Raw genomic sequence first — 15,573 nt, forward strand, 5'->3', positions numbered from 1 at the left:
AGCCCACAAAACGTGAGCTGTTTTAATTTTTAATATAATAAGCTTAAAAAATCTTCCTTAGAGATTTTACCCAAATAATGTGGAACGTCTACTTCTTCTAATGCATTCTCAATTGCTTGACGTTCGTGACGAATTCCTATTAATTTTTCTTCTAATTCCTTTATGTCCCCGATTCCAAAGAAGTCTCCATAAATTTTGCAGTTTTTAATTATCCCTTTTTGGACATCAAGACGAACGTCTACTAATCCTGCAGGGAATTTATGAGATTCTTGAACATTATAAGATGGGGATTTTCCATAATTCCATTCCCATTTTTGATATCTATTTTTAGAAATTTCATGAATTCTTTCCCAATCTTCTTCTGTGAGTTCATACTGAGGCACATCTTTCACATCATCTACTTCAAAAACATTTTTTAAGATTATTTCTTTAAATTCTTCCATTGAAATTTTTTCATCTAAGAATTCCGAAATAGTTGCAACTCGACTGCGAATGGATTTAATACCTTTGGATTCAATTTTTTCCTTTTTCACTTTTAACGCTTTCGTTAATTCTTCTACTTCAGAATCTAGCATTAATGTTCCATGACTAAACATCCGTCCTCTAGTTGAGAACATAGCATTACCAGATATTTTTCGTCCATTGACTGCAACATCGTTTCGCCCTTGTAGTTCTGCTGGAACACCCATATCATTTAACACTTTTATAATCGGTTTTAGGAATTTAGCAAAGTTTTGAAAACTTTCTCCATCATCTTTCGTAATAAAGCTAAAGTTTATATTCTGCTCATCATGGTAAACTGCCCCACCGCCAGATAAACGACGAACCACTTTAATACCTTTTTCATCAATATAATCTGTGTTTATTTCTTCAATCGTATTTTGGTTTCTACCAATAATAATAGACGGTTGATTAATATAGAAAAGTAAATATGTATCCTTTTCCCCAAAGTTTTCAAGGATATATTCCTCGATAGCCAAATTAATCATTGGATCTGTAATACCTTTGTTGTCGATAAACTTCATAACCTATCATCTCCTATAAGAGGTTGTTCAAAAAAGTCCGGTGAAAATGACACTTCGCATTTCTTCGTTGGCTTGCTTTTCCGTTCCTCACGTATTAATTGCATACGTTCCGGTACTCAAAGCTACGCCGCCTCGAACTGCTTGGTCCTTTTCATCCTCCTTTTTGAACACACACTATAATTATCCTACTTCATTATTTTAACAAATTGAATCACAATTCAAAGAAAAATGCCCTAAATTACCTATTCCAAATTAACCCTTCTTTTGCCAGTTGAACTTCTCCGGGAAAATGTTGCTTTGCTTCTTTAATTAATTTTTCCCTCTCCCCATATTGAGGCAAATGAGATAATAATAGTTGTTTGACATTAGCCATTGCAGCAATTCGACCAGCTTCCTCGCTATTCATATGACCGGCGTTCGAACCGTCAATACCCGCATAATAGTTACAGTCCGTTATAAGCAAGTCTGCACCTTCAGCGAAAGCCCCCCATTCTTCTTGATAACTAGAATCAGCGGTGTATACTACAACAGATTCACCATCTGTAATTCTCATTCCAAAACATGGCACAGGATGTTTGGTTCTTAAGAATGTGATCGTAAAAGGACCAATTTGCAATGCTTCATCAGGACTGTAAGCCATTCCCTTTGTATATGTATGGGATAGGGCTTGAAAACCATCGCTATCTTCTGCATGTCCATAAATAGGCAAAACTGTATCATTCCCTGTTACATAATACTCAATTAATTTTGCATATTGCAATACACCAATATCAGCGACATGATCATGATGATAATGGGAAACAATCACAGCATCAAGGTCTGCGATATGCTTATATTTTTGCAATTTCGATAAGGAACCACTACCAACATCCATTAATAGTGAATACCCATCCTTCTCCAACAAATAAGCAGAAGTTGCACCATCTACGGCTGGATAACCGCCCCAAAAGCCAATTACAGTAAGCTTCATCAAAACACTCCTTCATTTTTTTAAAAATGTTATAAAACAGCATTGACACTTTTAACCCTGTTGTAATACAATAATAGTACAATAACAAAAGGGGGAAATAAAAACATGATGAACGTAATTGAGTTTTTCAAAAACCTACCTAAAAAACAATGTAAGCAGTGTGGTGGAGACATCCACGAAAAGGCAGATTGCTATGGTAATATCTGTGACGAATGTGACCACCCAGCAAGATAATCCAATATCGCTCTTTTTTTATACCACTGCTGTTATACAACATAATAAAAAAGCAACACCTAACATACAACACAATCTAAGTATTTACTAAGGGGGAAAGTTATCATGATGAATATAATCGAATTCTTTAAAAATCTTCCTAAAAAGCAATGCCACGTTTGCGGAGGGGAAATCCACGAAAAAGCCGATTGTTATGGTAATATTTGTGACGAATGCGATCATCCGGCTAGATAATAAATATTAAGTATTTTTCTCGTTATAACAGAATCACGATATATTTATTCCACCTCAAGCTTTCGGGGAACAAAAAGATAGGTGGGAGATCAACTGCCCGTAAAGGTTCGCCATCAGTGGAGGATGATGGAACTTCCCCACTGATGGAAGTCTTCTTTATCAATCTCATCTTCCTAATGATTCAAAATGGATACAGCTGCATTGCAGTTGTATTTTTTATTTAAGAAAACTTGTATTAGCCATTAGGTTGATAAGTGCTATTGTAGCTAAATTGCCTTTTAAAATAGCGTTGATTAAAATAATCAACGCCACTAGTTACGCTAAGTTATTTAAAACTTCATGTGCAATGTTTTCTCCACTTGCAATACAATCAGGAATTCCTGAACCATCATACGAACTACCAATTAAATAAACTCCTGGTAATTGTTCCGCTATATTTTCTTTCACTTTCTTTATTCTGTCCAAGTGGCCTACTGTATATTGTGGACGGGAATCTTTCCACCGAGTGACAATAGTAAATTCAGGTTTTCCCTTAATTTTCATCACTTGTTTTAAATCATTTATTACTAACTCCGTTATTTCTTCATCTGATAAATCCACAATCTCTTGATCAGTCGGTTTTCCAACGTAACAACGTAGTAATACTTTGCCTTTTGGTGTTGTTGTTGGCCATTTTTTATTAGTCCATGTACATGCCGTAATTCGGTATTTATTACTGTTACGGGCAACTTGAAAACCTGTTCCTTCTACCTTGTTCTTAATAGCTTTTTCATCAAATGCCATAACTACATTCGCTGAGGATGTAAGTGGAATCTCTTGTAACGTCTTAAAGAATTCAAATTGGCTAAATATTTTAGGTACAACATCATGCTGTGTTGCCATAATAACAGTATCCGCTTTTATTACGTCACCATTACTTAATAATATATGGTAACCGTGTTCTTTCTTTTCAATATGATCTACCGATTTTTGCATGGAAATAGATTCTTTATCTATTTCTTCTACTAAACGGTGAATTAAAGTCTCCAAACCATTCTCAAATGAAAAAAATGCCCCTTTTTGCTTTTTATTTTTCTTTTTGGTACTAGGCATTGTTTTTTGTAGACCTTTCATCACACTTCCGTATTTTTGTTCTAATTGATAAAACAGAGGGTAAGTGGCATTAATACTCATTTCGTCAATATCTCCGGAATGAATACCAGATAAAAGTGGAGAGATTTGCATATCCACAGTCTCATTTCCAAAACGAGCACGTAAAAATTTGCCTAATGATTGGTCTCCATCATTATTACTTTTTGGTAAAACAAGATCATTTAGTGCCCTAATCTTACCTTTCCAGGAAAGGAGACTGGATGACATCAAAGCACCTTTGTCTTTAGGTACACCCATATACGTTCCTTTTGGTAAAGGATGTAATTTATTCTGTGCTAAAATATAGGACTGTCCAGTTGCATTATGTATCATTTCATCTTCTAGACCAAGTTCCTTCACAAGCTTAATTGCGGAAGGTTTTCTTTCTAGTAAAGAATCCGGTCCTTTTTCAATTGTAAATCCATCGCGTTTTATTGTTTGTATTTTTCCACCTAGACGCTCACTTGCCTCGATTAATTTAAATGTATAAGGAAGAGACTTTGATTGGATTAACTTTTTTAAATAGTAGGCAGCGGAAAGACCTGTAATTCCGCCACCTACAATGACTATATTTTTCTTTTCCATTATGCTTCACTCTTCGTAGTATTTAATACAACATTAGCAAGTGTCTCAATGAACAATGGATGGACATTCGGCATTTCTGGACGATAATAATTCGCATTTAGTTCGTCGCAAACTACTTTGCATTCATAATCATTATCATATAAAACTTCCAAATGATCCGCTACAAATCCAACTGGTGCGTAAACAAAGGAACGATATCCTTTTTGTTCAAATAAATCACGAGTTAGATCTTGTACGTCTGGTCCTAGCCAAGGATCGGGAGTATTTCCTTCACTTTGCCAACCTAATTCATAATTTTCGATTCCAGCTTCTTTCGCTATAAGATCAGCAGTCTCTTTTAACTGGTTCGGATATGGGTCTCCATTTTGTAAAATTTTCTCTGGTAAGCTATGTGCAGAAACAATTAATACAGCTTTATTACGTTCTTCGTCACTCATTTTATTAAAGATAGTTTTGACACCATCTGCCCAGAATTTAATAAAGCCTTCTTCGGTATACCAGCTCTGTACAGATTTAATAGAAATTCCGTGTTTTTCACATTCGCTTTGCGCACGATCATTATAAGATTTCACACTAAATGTAGAATAATGAGGTGCTAATACAAGGGAAACAGCCTCCGTAATTCCGTCTTTTGCCATTTCTTTCACGGTATCTTCAATAAATGGATGAATATGTTTCAAGCCAATATAAGCCTTAAATTCATATTCATCTTGAATAGAATTTAATTGTTCTTCTAGTGCTTTCGTTTGGTCTTTTGTAATTTTAGCTAATGGAGAAGTCCCGCCAATTGCTTTATAACGATCTTTTAAATCTTGCAATGCCTCAGGTTCTGGCTTTCTACCATGACGGATATGTGTATAATATGGTTCGATATCCTCTTCTTTATATGGAGTTCCATATGCCATTACTAGTAGTCCAATTTGTTTCTTACTCATTTGTTCGCGTCCTTTCGTGTCTATTTCCTTGAGTATTCATGAATTAAAGCTGTCAATTTCTTCAATGTTTCAGGTTTAATTTCTGGAGTCACTCCATGTCCTAAATTAAAGACGTGATTTCCATACTCTTTACCTTCGTCTAAAATAGCTTTTGTCCTATTTTCTATTGTTTCCCATTCTGTAAGTAAAATCATAGGATCAAGATTTCCTTGTAGAACCTTCGTAACGCCCATTTCTCGCGCTTCTTTAATAGAAGTTCTCCAATCCAACCCGATAACATCAACCGGTAAGTCATTCCACTCTAATAATAAATGACGAGCACCAACACCAAAATAAATTAACGGTACATCTTGGTTACGTAATTCCGAAAAAATTCTTGTCATCACAGGCTTAATGAATACACGGTAATCTGGTGCATTAAGTGCCCCTACCCATGAGTCAAAAATTTGAATTGCCTTTGCACCAGCTTCAACTTGTGCTTCCACATAGGAAATAATCATATCAGCTAATTTATCCATTAAAGCAAACCATGTGGATGGTTCACGATACATTAATGCCTTTGTCTTATTATAGTTTTTTGAAGGACCTCCCTCAATCATATAACTAGCAAGCGTAAATGGCGCACCACTAAACCCAATCAAAGGTACTTCTAATTGTTCTTCCGTTAACAATTTGATCGTATCTAATACATATGGAACGTCACGGGATGGATTGATTTCACCTAGGCTTTCCACATCTTGGAAGTTGTTTATCGGATTATCAATAACAGGTCCAACGCCCGCTTTTATTTCCACTTCAATACCAATGTAAGGAAGTGGTGTCATGATATCTTTATATAAGATAGCAGCATCAACCCCATAATTTTCTACTGGTAAACGCGTTACATATGCGCATAATTCTGGTTGATGAGTGATTTCAAATAAAGAATACTTTTTCTTTAGTTCTCGATATTCTGGTTGTGATCTACCTGCTTGTCTCATAAACCAGCCAGGAGTATAATCCGTTTCTTCCCCGTTATATGCTTTAATAATAGTATCATTGATTTTTTTCGACATTTTTTTCATCCTTTAACCGTTTCTTCTATCCCTACTATAAAGATTTGCGTAACAAAAGTGTAGTAAAATCCACTTTTGTCACTAATTTGACTCAATTACACGATGATATGAAAACATTTTACCATGATAAAGAAGACTTTCATCGGCGGGGTTTTTCTTCATCCCCTACTGACGGCCGCACCTATCGGACTTTTACAGGCAGTTGATCTCTCAACTACCTTCTTTGTTCCCTAGAAGGCTTGAGGTAGGATAAATTTACCGTATCAGACCTTACGCCTTCCAATTTTGTAAGTGGATCATAAGGAACAACATAATAGTTATTGGAATGGAATAAATTAAAATTTATATAAAATTCATCCTTTCCTGTAACTTCTCCAACCCGTTCATCGATTCCATCTTTTTCACGATAGATACGATAAACTACACGTTTATCCTTAGACCCATTCCATGAAATTTTTCCTCTGACGAAAGAAACTCCTCCGAATTCGAGTTCAGCGCGAATATTCTCAATTTCAGGTAATACAATTGGTTCAGGTAAGTCTTTCACATTACTAGGTTTGATGAAGTCCTTGGATAATGAATGTTCTTTATCCATTTCCGTTAGTATCGATTTAGTAAGAGCAGTAGGATAAGTACTGCCACCTGTAAGATAATGATTTTCATCCGATTGATCATACCCCATCCATAATACACTTACATATTCTGGTGTATATCCTACAAACCATGCATCTTTTGTTTGTCCTTCGACGTGAGGATGTTCCGTGGTTCCCGTTTTTCCTGCTAAGGCCTTCTTATATTCCCCTGCACTTCCTGTCCCCTTCTTCACTGTAGTAGATAAAATTTTTGTCATATCCCATGCGACCTGAGGACTGAAAACCTTAGTTTTTCGGGATTCTGCCTCATAAACCACTTTATCATATCGATCATAAATCCGATCAATCGTATATGATTTCACCATTTTTCCCTCATTAGCAAAGGCACTATACCCTTCCATCAACTGAATTGGGGTAACTCCACGAGTTAATCCACCTAAAGCAATTGCAAGTCCTTTATCATCATTATCTAGTTGTATTCCCATTTTTTCTAAATACGTTTTAGAATAGTCTACCCCTATTTCATTCAATAACCACACAGCAGAAGTGTTTTTGGATTGAACGATTGCTTCATAAACCGTAGTTATATTCGCGTACGTATCATCTGCATTTGAAACCTCGTAATCATGAATATCCATTTGTTGATCGGGAATAAGTGTAAATGCTGAATATGCATCTTCTTTCATCATAGCAGGACCATATACTGCTAAAGGTTTGAATGTCGAACCTGGTTGTCTCTTCACTAACACGCGATCTAAATTACCAAACTGATAATTTCTTCCCCCTAAAGTCGCGACAATTTTCCCGCTTTTCGCCTCCATCATGACAAATGTTCCTTCCACCTCATCATTGTTTCCCGGGAAATAATCACTATCTTGGAACTTTTTGTAAGCAACCTTCTGTATATTATTGTCTAAATTAACAACAATCCGGTAACCTCCCCTCTCTAAATCATCCAAGGACAATTTATATTTTTCTTCAGCTTCTTTTACTACTAGATCCATATAAGAATCATTCCATGGTTTTTCTTTTTCCTTTTGCAAATTTAGATCAAGGGCTGTACTTTGTTCTTTTAATCTTACTTCATGAGAAATCTTTCCTGCATCTTCCATGGACTGTAAAACGATATTTCTTCGTTTCAAGGCCTTATCGGGATAATCGATTGGGGAATAACCATTCGGAGCTTTTGCAAGACCTGCTAACATAGCACCTTCTGCAATGGTTAAATCGGAAACAGATTTAGAGAAAAAGAAATGAGAAGCAGTTTCTAATCCATATACCCCCTTTCCAAAGTAGAGTTGGTTCAAATATAATTCTAATAGTTCATCCTTTGTAAACTGCTGCTCTAAATAAATAGCGGCCATTACTTCTTTAGCTTTTCTAGACCATGTTTTATCATTATATAAAAAGAGATTTTTCGCTAATTGTTGGGTTAAAGTGCTTGCCCCTTCTACCTTTCCCATAGCAAGAATATCTTTGTAAACAGCACGTATAACAGATTTGAGATCCACACCAAAATGGTCGTAGAAACGTCTATCTTCAATCGAAATAAATGCATCTTTTACATGTTCAGGTATCTCATCAATAGATATGTAGTTTCTATTCTCATTATAGAGTTTGCCTATTATTTCACCATTAGTCGTTTCAATTGTAGTAGTCCCATCTAAACTTAATTTTTCTTTGTCAACAACTAAACTTCCACCAACCCAAATGGCCCCATAACCAATGAAGCAAAATAATAAAATACTAATAAGAAAAATGAAATACCTTTTCAATTTTCTTATTAACCGATGTCGTATTGATAATTGTTCCTTCTTATTATTCTGCATCGATTCACCTCTGTAATGATACTCACCTAATTATACGACAAATTCCGCAATCAGAAAAGCAAAATAAATTATTTATTAGTTAATAATAATTATAAATTACAAACTCCCTGTGAATGATTTTTCTCACCTAAACTGGAAGCAAGACTCCCCTCTTAAGCTTCTTGAAAATCAAAAAGGTTGGTGGAGACCAACTGCACTTATGGGCGATAAATGCAACTAACCATCATGGGGGGATGAAGAGAACCCCCACTGTTGGAAGTATTCTTTATATTTAGTAGTATATACATAACTGAAACTTATATTTTTTCTATTCGGGTAATATAATAAGAAGAGAAAGGGTGGTACGATGAGGGCCCATATGACAAATGGTACGTTAGATTTTCTACTTAAACTAGAAGAAAAGCACCCCAACATTTCATTTCACTTTATGACTAGTAATAGTGGAGCATTAGCATACTATGAGAACAGTGATAAGAAGGTATTCAGTGCTGGTAGAACGTATGAAATAGTTAAACAATCCGGTAATTTTATTAAAAAAGCCTATATTGTTATGAATACCATTACTGTATATGAAGAAGATCAAAACGTATTTGAGGATCGAATAAAAAATAGACTAGTGAATAAAATAGATGACTGCCACGCTTACCGTTTTCTAAAACCGGTAAAAGGTAATAAATTTGTTATTCTAACCGTTTGGAAGTCCGTTGAAAACTATAATAACTGGAAAAAATCTCAACGATTTCAAGATGCACAAAAAATATTGCACGCAGAAACACCTGCTTACCCTAGCGATTTACCGTTTACTACTTCCTATTTTCTTTATGAAAAAGAAGGAGCTAACTAGTTTTTTATCTAGTTAGCTCTTTCCGTAGTAAGACGTCCAGCTCCAGCGCCCAGCGACTAGCGAGACTTCCTTCACCTCCGTGCGATAAGTCAACATCGACTCACTCCGTTCGTCGTGTTTCCTTTATCTCCTGCGGCTCAGTCCAGTCCGTACGTCGCTAACCGGGCGCTTACGCTTTTGTTTGCCTATTTAAGTACATATTCATCAAAAAATTTCTGGAATTCTTCTTCTGATTGTTGACCTACAATCCTTGCTTCTTCTTTCCCATCTTTAAAATGAATTAATGTTGGAGTACTTTCAATAGCGTAAGGCTCACCCTCTTCAGGAAACTCTAGAAGATTGAGCATCTTCATATCGACACCGTTTTCTTCAGCAAGCGGAACTAGGTATGGTGTCGTATTTTGGCAATACGAACATGTCGGACTAAAGAAATATACGGTCACGTCTTCACCATTTTTCAACTTTGACTCCAGCTCATCTGGCAAAATTTGATTTTGATAATTTGGATCATCTAGCTGATCAATAGTTGCTTGATCTAAATCACTCGTTCCATAAGGATTATCTGAACCATTCGTTTTTTGGTTATTTTGATACTGGACAACGAAAAACAAAGCAATAATTAAAACCACAATAACCCCAATGATTGCTATCATTTTTTTACCCATTATTTACTTCCTCCTTTACTACTTTCCATAAAAATATACTTAAAACAAATATAACAGTAAAAGCGACAAATGCTAAAAATGGTATGGTAATAAAACCAAAATAATTCACATATATTGCATTACAAGGAACGCCCCCAGCACATGACCCTCCCATTTCTTGCATTGCTGGTACTTTTTGAACAAGATAATGATAGAAAGAAACAACGATACCGACTCCACTTAAAATAATACCAGACACAATACTATTAATTTCTTTCTTGATTGCAGCAACACCATAAATAACAACTAATGGGTACATCAAAATTCGTTGATACCAACATAATTCACATGGTATGTATCCCATTACTTCAGAATAAAACAAACTCCCTGCCATTGCGATAAAGGCCTGGGTCCATGCTAACATTAATAAATTTTCAGCTTTTTTGGATAGTTTTCCCATATAATATACCCTTTCATGGTTTACTTTTCTCTAAAAACTAATTATACATGGTTGGTTTCCTATCTGCCTAAAAAAAACTATGACAACTTTATGACTCTTTTGGAAAAAGTTTTTCATATAGATAAATGTAGCAGATCAATAGAATAAATCCTATACCAAACCCTGCTAATACATCTGTTAAATAATGTGCATTAATAATGAACCTACTAATTCCAATTAGAAATACAAGAAGAGATAAGCTAACTTGGATAATTATTGATATACTATGTACTTTCACTTTTCTTGTAATAAAAAATGCTAGTAAACCGTAGCAAACCATCGAAATCATGGCATGACCTGATGGAAAACTTCCTCCTACCGCATTAGCTGCTACTATAATACTAGGCCTTTCGCGAGGGATAATATCTTTGATAAATCCATTTATAAAATAGGAAAAAAGTGTCCCTCCCGCAAATATAAAAGGAGGAAGCAAATGTTTATATATCAAGGCCAAAATTACCGACGCTATTAGAACAAAAGGAATTAAAAATTGTCTTGAACCCAACTGAGTAATGGCAAACGCAAAATAGTATAAAGGTGTACCTGCATACCCTTCTACTAATTTAATTGTCCACTGATCCACTAATGGAACGTAGCCATTCCTAATTTGAAATATCCAAACCGAGATTGGTATGAATATAATGATGGTTAGCAATATCATTAGATTTCTTTTTCGCAATAATGTTAACCCCTTTTTGTATGTAATGTTTAAAATAATCGTGATGTGGTATACAGGTAGTATAACAAAAATATAAAGGTAGGGATAATCATGGAAAAAGAAATGAAGCAATTAATAGATGGACTAAACGAAGACCTATCTCATGAATACGGTGCAGCTATCCAATATACTTATAGTGCTTCCGTTGTATCCGGACTTTACCGTTCTGCTCTTAAACCATTTTTTGAAGAAGAGATTACAGATGAGTTAGGACATGCATTGTATCTTTCTGAAAAAATCAAATCACTTGGCGGAACACCAACAACTAGCGCTGCAGAAGTTCCACAGCCTACTGATGTTAAAGACTTACTAGAGGCGACTCTAAAAGCTGAATCTGATACCATTAAACGATATGAAACAAGAAAACAACAGGCAGAAAATCTAGGATTAACAGAACTTGTTGTAAAATTAGAAGATTTAATTTCGGATGAAACCAATCATAAAGAAGAAATCGAACGGTTATTAGAAGATCCAAGATTTAATTCATGAAATAGCTATAAAGAAGACTTCTATCAATCGGGGGTTTCTATCTTCCAAAAATAAATCAGTGGAGCTTATTATTCCACTGATTATTTTTGTTTTATTCTAATTTAGATTTCACATACCCACTAATAAATACGAAACTAAACAATAACCCACCAATTAAAGCAATCACAAATCCTAAATATTCTTGTGTTAATACAATAACAAGAGCAAAAAGAATCGTTTGAACAATACTTAATTGATATAAAATTTTCATGACGGCTCTTTTGCGCTCACTCATTTCAACAGGATACAAATCTAACCATATATTCACTCGATGGTGATGATACAATGTCATCATTTGGAATGTACTTAAATATAAAAATAGGATGCTAAGAATAACCTTTAACCACATATTTGGGACAAAGAAAATGAATAATCCTCCAATTACGAGTAAACGGAAATACATCCCTATGTACTCTCCACTACGTACAAAAGTGATACGGTATAAGTAGTCATAACTATTTTTATTATGAAATGGAACAGAATTTGTAACCAATCGAACGAGCCACTGACGTTTTTTAACACGTACCTTTAAATGTGGCACATCTGCAAACATATTAGCAAAACGATAAAATGCCTGTAAGCGATGTTGGTCTTTTTCGATTAATAATTCCCAGTTAATCCCTATTTGCTTTTTGGAATAATAATAATCGTAGAGAAAGATGATAACAAAAATAAACGTCGTAATCCCTGCAAACATAACATCGCCACGTATTACAAAATAAAAAATGGTTATGTTTAATATGATACGGACGAAAGCATCCAATAATCGTATATTTTTATCTCTAACTTTTAGCATCCACCAATTTGCAAAAAGATTGCCTATTTTTATAATAAGTAAAACGAGTAAAGTAAGTAGATAAATACTTCCAGTACGTTCCGGATAAGAAGCAAAAAATAAAGGACCTAAAGCAGCTGCTATAAGTAAAATTAAATATAGTTGAATCACGAAACTATAAATTAAAGTATTACGAAAATAAGCACTCATCTTATCTTCTGCAGTAATGATAAAAACAAGATCAGGTTCCTTTAATAACGTTCGTACAGGACTATAGCTAGCAACTAAACCAAATAAAACTCCAATAACCAGAGCAGTTGGAAAGTTAGACGGTAAATCATCTAAAGCCTGCCGATAATAGACAGCTAAAGTAGAAATTAAAAAGAAAAGCACAATAACCATATGTCCATTTAAAATATAGCGTAAATATCTCCCTAATTCCTTTATATGGGCAGATAAACGCCTTTTATAAAACAAATGGGAATCAAACATGGCTATCTTCCTTTGTTAATTGAACATATAAATCATCTAAAGTTGCTTGAGGCATATTGAAATCGTCTCTTAACTCGTCCAATGTACCTAAAGCACGAATCTTACCGTCATGCAAAATAACAAAACGATCACAATACCGTTCAGCAGTTGCTAAAATATGTGTAGACATTAAGACACCTGCACCATTGTTTTTTACATCATTCATTAATTGTAAATAAGACTGTATTCCTAATGGGTCTAGTCCAACGAACGGCTCGTCGACAATATACAATGGAGGATTAATTAAGAATGCACACATAATCATTACTTTTTGACGCATCCCCTTTGAAAAATGAACAGGAAACCAATTTAGCTTTTTTTCCATACGAAATTCCTTTAGTAAAGGATCTAATCGTTCCTTAAAGATATCTTCACTAAGTCCGTATGCCATTGCAGTAAGTTGAAGGTGTTCATATAAAGTCAATTCATCATAAAGGATTGGCATTTCAGGAATATATGCGATTTGCTTTCGATAAGTTGTAGAACTTTCTTTAAATGTTTTTCCATTTACGACGATGTTCCCTTTTTTGGGTTGCATAAGTCCAATTACATGTTTAATGGTTGTACTTTTTCCTGCACCATTTAATCCAATTAACCCAACAATTTCTTTCGGCTTCACATCAAAGGAAATACCATGAAGGACGTTTTTATGTGTATAACCACCATAAAGATTATCAATATGTAAAAGTGAATCCAAATCATTTCCTCCTCTTCATTACCCTTGATTTTATCACGTTTAGCAAGCTTTTCCAAAACAAACTGTCATTAAAATTTCGACACGAAAATAGGGTTTTATTTTTTTAAAGAAATATTTTTAATTTGTTGTATATAAAATAAGAAACAAGTACAGAATAGGTAGTGAAGAAACAGGATGCAGCAAACACTTAACCAAGTGTGAATCACAAATGAGGTGTTAGTGATCGAGTTACTAATATAGATTTTGTGTATATTAAAAAACACAAATGAGGTGTTAGTGAACGATAATCTACTCTGAATTTGAGACTAATTTACACACAAATGAGGTGTTGGTGTTGGCGATTCTAATGTAGAAAACCCTTTTGCCAGATATCGTCTCATTATATGAGGCTTTGACAAAAAGGTTTTTGTAAACAGTTAAATTACGATTTAACAAGTTTACTGTCCCCACTCATTAGGTTTACCATCCTGTTTCTTCAAATAATAGGTCTAGCTCGTATATATACGGGTTGGGCCTATTTCTTTTTCTAAAACACTTTACTTTGTTTCCGCTTCCTATATACAATAGAAGAGGATGTTCAAAAAGTCCGATGAAGGTAGTAATTACTATTAATTAGGAGTGATCAATATGAATCATGAAGATTGTATTTTTTGTAAGATTATAAATGGTGATATTCCGTCTGCAAAAGTTTACGAAGATGAGCATGTGTATGCGTTTTTAGACATTTCTCAAGTTACAAAAGGACATACATTAGTCATTCCAAAAACACATGTCAAAGATATTTTCGAAACACCACCCGAAGTAGCTAAAGAATTGTATGCGCGAATTCCAAAAGTAGCAAATGCTATAAAAGAAACATACCAACCACTTGGATTAAATACGTTAAACAACAACGGAGAAGCTGCTGAACAGTCTGTATTTCATTTACATATCCACCTTATCCCACGATATGGCGAAGGAGACGGCTATACACCAAATTGGACCGTTCACACCGATGACTATACTTCAGAAGATTTACAACAGATTGCTAAAGAAATCGGACAAAACATCCAAAATTAGTCTGAAAAAATAGAAATAAATAAATAGCACTATTTATTTATTTCTATTTTTGTTATAATAGCTGTAAGTTTCCGCAACTGACAACGAGTGTACAGTTGGGAGTAGCTTAGAAAAGCATAGATGAGGAGAGATCAGTATGAATATTCGCATTTTAATTACTTTGTCACTTTTGGTGGGGATTGGTACAGTATTACACGCAGTCGTACCAGGGTTTGTTTTTGGTGTTAAGCCAGATATGTTGTTATCCATGATGTTTTTAGGCGTATTTCTATTCCCTAAAGCAAGATACGTTCTGTTATTGGCATTAGTATCTGGAGTTATTTCTGCTTTAACTACACAAGCACCCGGTGGACAAATTGCAAACATGATTGATAAGCCTTTATCTGCATTTATTGTTTTAGCTCTTTTTGTACTACTACAAAAGAAAGTTCGCAATGCGATCAGTGCACCTATCTTAACTTTCATTGGAACGGTCATTAGTGGTTCCGTATTTGTTGGTGTAGTTGCATTGTTTGCTGGGTTAGGTAATGGAACTTTCTTAGCAATGTTTGTTGGTGCTGTCCTACCCGCTGCTGCAGTAAACACGCTAATCATGGTAGTTATTTACCCTGTTGTCCAATCCATCATGAAACGAACAAAGTTCATCGCAGCAACTTAAACGCAAAGAGGTTCCTCTGGCATCATGCC

17 protein-coding genes are annotated in these 15,573 nt (G+C 34.8%); 6 read left to right on the top strand and 11 right to left on the bottom strand.

The genetic code is table 11. The annotated features are described in order from the left end of the window. Positions 1–29 precede the first annotated feature (29 nt). Positions 30–1,025, bottom strand: coding sequence for a lipoate--protein ligase (locus tag KM885_RS06065; protein WP_047186736.1), 996 nt, complete (start codon positions 1,023–1,025; stop codon positions 30–32). 238 nt (positions 1,026–1,263) lie between these two features. Further along, a complete protein-coding gene (locus KM885_RS06070) occupies positions 1,264–1,995 on the bottom strand; it encodes an MBL fold metallo-hydrolase (protein ID WP_047186735.1) in 732 nt (243 codons plus the stop codon). Between the two features lie 105 nt (positions 1,996–2,100). On the opposite strand from KM885_RS06070, the gene yhfH (KM885_RS06075) reads away from it, so the two are divergent. Then, entirely contained in the window at positions 2,101–2,229 is a 129-nt protein-coding gene (gene yhfH, locus KM885_RS06075) for a protein YhfH (RefSeq protein ID WP_083452453.1), read from the top strand. A 108-nt stretch (positions 2,230–2,337) separates the two neighbouring features. Then, a complete protein-coding gene (gene yhfH / locus KM885_RS06080; RefSeq protein WP_379566188.1) occupies positions 2,338–2,463 on the top strand; it encodes a protein YhfH in 126 nt (41 codons plus the stop codon). A gap of 315 nt (positions 2,464–2,778) precedes the next feature. Here yhfH (KM885_RS06080) and hemY read toward each other — a convergent pair whose 3' ends face one another. The 4 genes from hemY to KM885_RS06100 all read right to left on the bottom strand — a co-directional run bounded on the left by hemY (position 2,779) and on the right by KM885_RS06100 (position 8,591). Beyond that, positions 2,779–4,179 carry a protoporphyrinogen oxidase gene (hemY, locus tag KM885_RS06085; RefSeq protein WP_216883686.1) on the bottom strand — a complete coding sequence of 467 codons (1,401 nt, stop codon included), beginning with the start codon at positions 4,177–4,179 and terminating at the stop codon, positions 2,779–2,781. Next, a complete protein-coding gene (gene hemH, locus KM885_RS06090; protein WP_216883687.1) occupies positions 4,179–5,114 on the bottom strand; it encodes a ferrochelatase in 936 nt (311 codons plus the stop codon). Before hemH ends, hemY begins: the two co-directional genes overlap by 1 nt. A gap of 20 nt (positions 5,115–5,134) precedes the next feature. After that, positions 5,135–6,169, bottom strand: a complete 1,035-nt coding sequence (gene hemE / locus KM885_RS06095) for a uroporphyrinogen decarboxylase (protein WP_145523891.1) — start codon at positions 6,167–6,169, stop codon at positions 5,135–5,137. A 214-nt stretch (positions 6,170–6,383) separates the two neighbouring features. Further along, on the bottom strand, positions 6,384–8,591 hold the full coding sequence (locus tag KM885_RS06100; RefSeq protein WP_204798133.1) for a transglycosylase domain-containing protein: 2,208 nt from the start codon (positions 8,589–8,591) through the stop codon (positions 6,384–6,386). A gap of 358 nt (positions 8,592–8,949) precedes the next feature. Between KM885_RS06100 and KM885_RS06105 the strand changes: the two genes are divergently transcribed. Next, positions 8,950–9,435 (top strand): antibiotic biosynthesis monooxygenase family protein, encoded by a 486-nt coding sequence (locus KM885_RS06105; protein ID WP_225344049.1) that lies wholly within the window; start codon positions 8,950–8,952, stop codon positions 9,433–9,435. A 185-nt stretch (positions 9,436–9,620) separates the two neighbouring features. On the opposite strand, the gene KM885_RS06110 is transcribed toward KM885_RS06105, so the two are convergent. From KM885_RS06110 to KM885_RS06120, 3 genes are all read right to left on the bottom strand, one after another. Next, complete coding sequence (locus KM885_RS06110) at positions 9,621–10,100, bottom strand: thioredoxin family protein (protein WP_204798132.1); 480 nt, start codon at positions 10,098–10,100, stop codon at positions 9,621–9,623. Then, a complete protein-coding gene (locus KM885_RS06115) occupies positions 10,093–10,539 on the bottom strand; it encodes a disulfide oxidoreductase (RefSeq protein ID WP_047185316.1) in 447 nt (148 codons plus the stop codon). The genes KM885_RS06110 and KM885_RS06115 overlap by 8 nt, the downstream gene beginning before the upstream one ends. 88 nt (positions 10,540–10,627) lie before the next feature. Then, positions 10,628–11,257, bottom strand: a complete 630-nt coding sequence (locus tag KM885_RS06120; protein ID WP_244986925.1) for a phosphatase PAP2 family protein — start codon at positions 11,255–11,257, stop codon at positions 10,628–10,630. Between the two features lie 90 nt (positions 11,258–11,347). Here KM885_RS06120 and KM885_RS06125 point away from each other — a divergent pair, with 90 nt between their 5' ends. After that, positions 11,348–11,785 (top strand): ferritin-like domain-containing protein, encoded by a 438-nt coding sequence (locus KM885_RS06125; protein ID WP_047185315.1) that lies wholly within the window; start codon positions 11,348–11,350, stop codon positions 11,783–11,785. A 91-nt stretch (positions 11,786–11,876) separates the two neighbouring features. Here the strand turns inward: KM885_RS06125 and KM885_RS06130 are convergent, their stop codons facing one another. Then, positions 11,877–13,091, bottom strand: coding sequence for an ABC transporter permease (locus KM885_RS06130; protein WP_204798131.1), 1,215 nt, complete (start codon positions 13,089–13,091; stop codon positions 11,877–11,879). Then, positions 13,084–13,827, bottom strand: coding sequence for an ABC transporter ATP-binding protein (locus KM885_RS06135; RefSeq protein WP_047185313.1), 744 nt, complete (start codon positions 13,825–13,827; stop codon positions 13,084–13,086). Before KM885_RS06135 ends, KM885_RS06130 begins: the two co-directional genes overlap by 8 nt. A gap of 627 nt (positions 13,828–14,454) precedes the next feature. Between KM885_RS06135 and KM885_RS06140 the strand changes: the two genes are divergently transcribed. Together KM885_RS06140 and KM885_RS06145 are read left to right on the top strand one after the other, a co-directional pair. After that, on the top strand, positions 14,455–14,886 hold the full coding sequence (locus tag KM885_RS06140) for an HIT family protein (protein ID WP_047185312.1): 432 nt from the start codon (positions 14,455–14,457) through the stop codon (positions 14,884–14,886). A gap of 136 nt (positions 14,887–15,022) precedes the next feature. After that, positions 15,023–15,544, top strand: coding sequence for a tryptophan transporter (locus KM885_RS06145; RefSeq protein ID WP_047185311.1), 522 nt, complete (start codon positions 15,023–15,025; stop codon positions 15,542–15,544). The last annotated feature ends 29 nt before the right edge of the window (positions 15,545–15,573 follow it).

The organism is Oceanobacillus caeni (assembly GCF_019037185.1).
GTDB lineage: Bacteria > Bacillota > Bacilli > Bacillales > Amphibacillaceae > Oceanobacillus > Oceanobacillus caeni.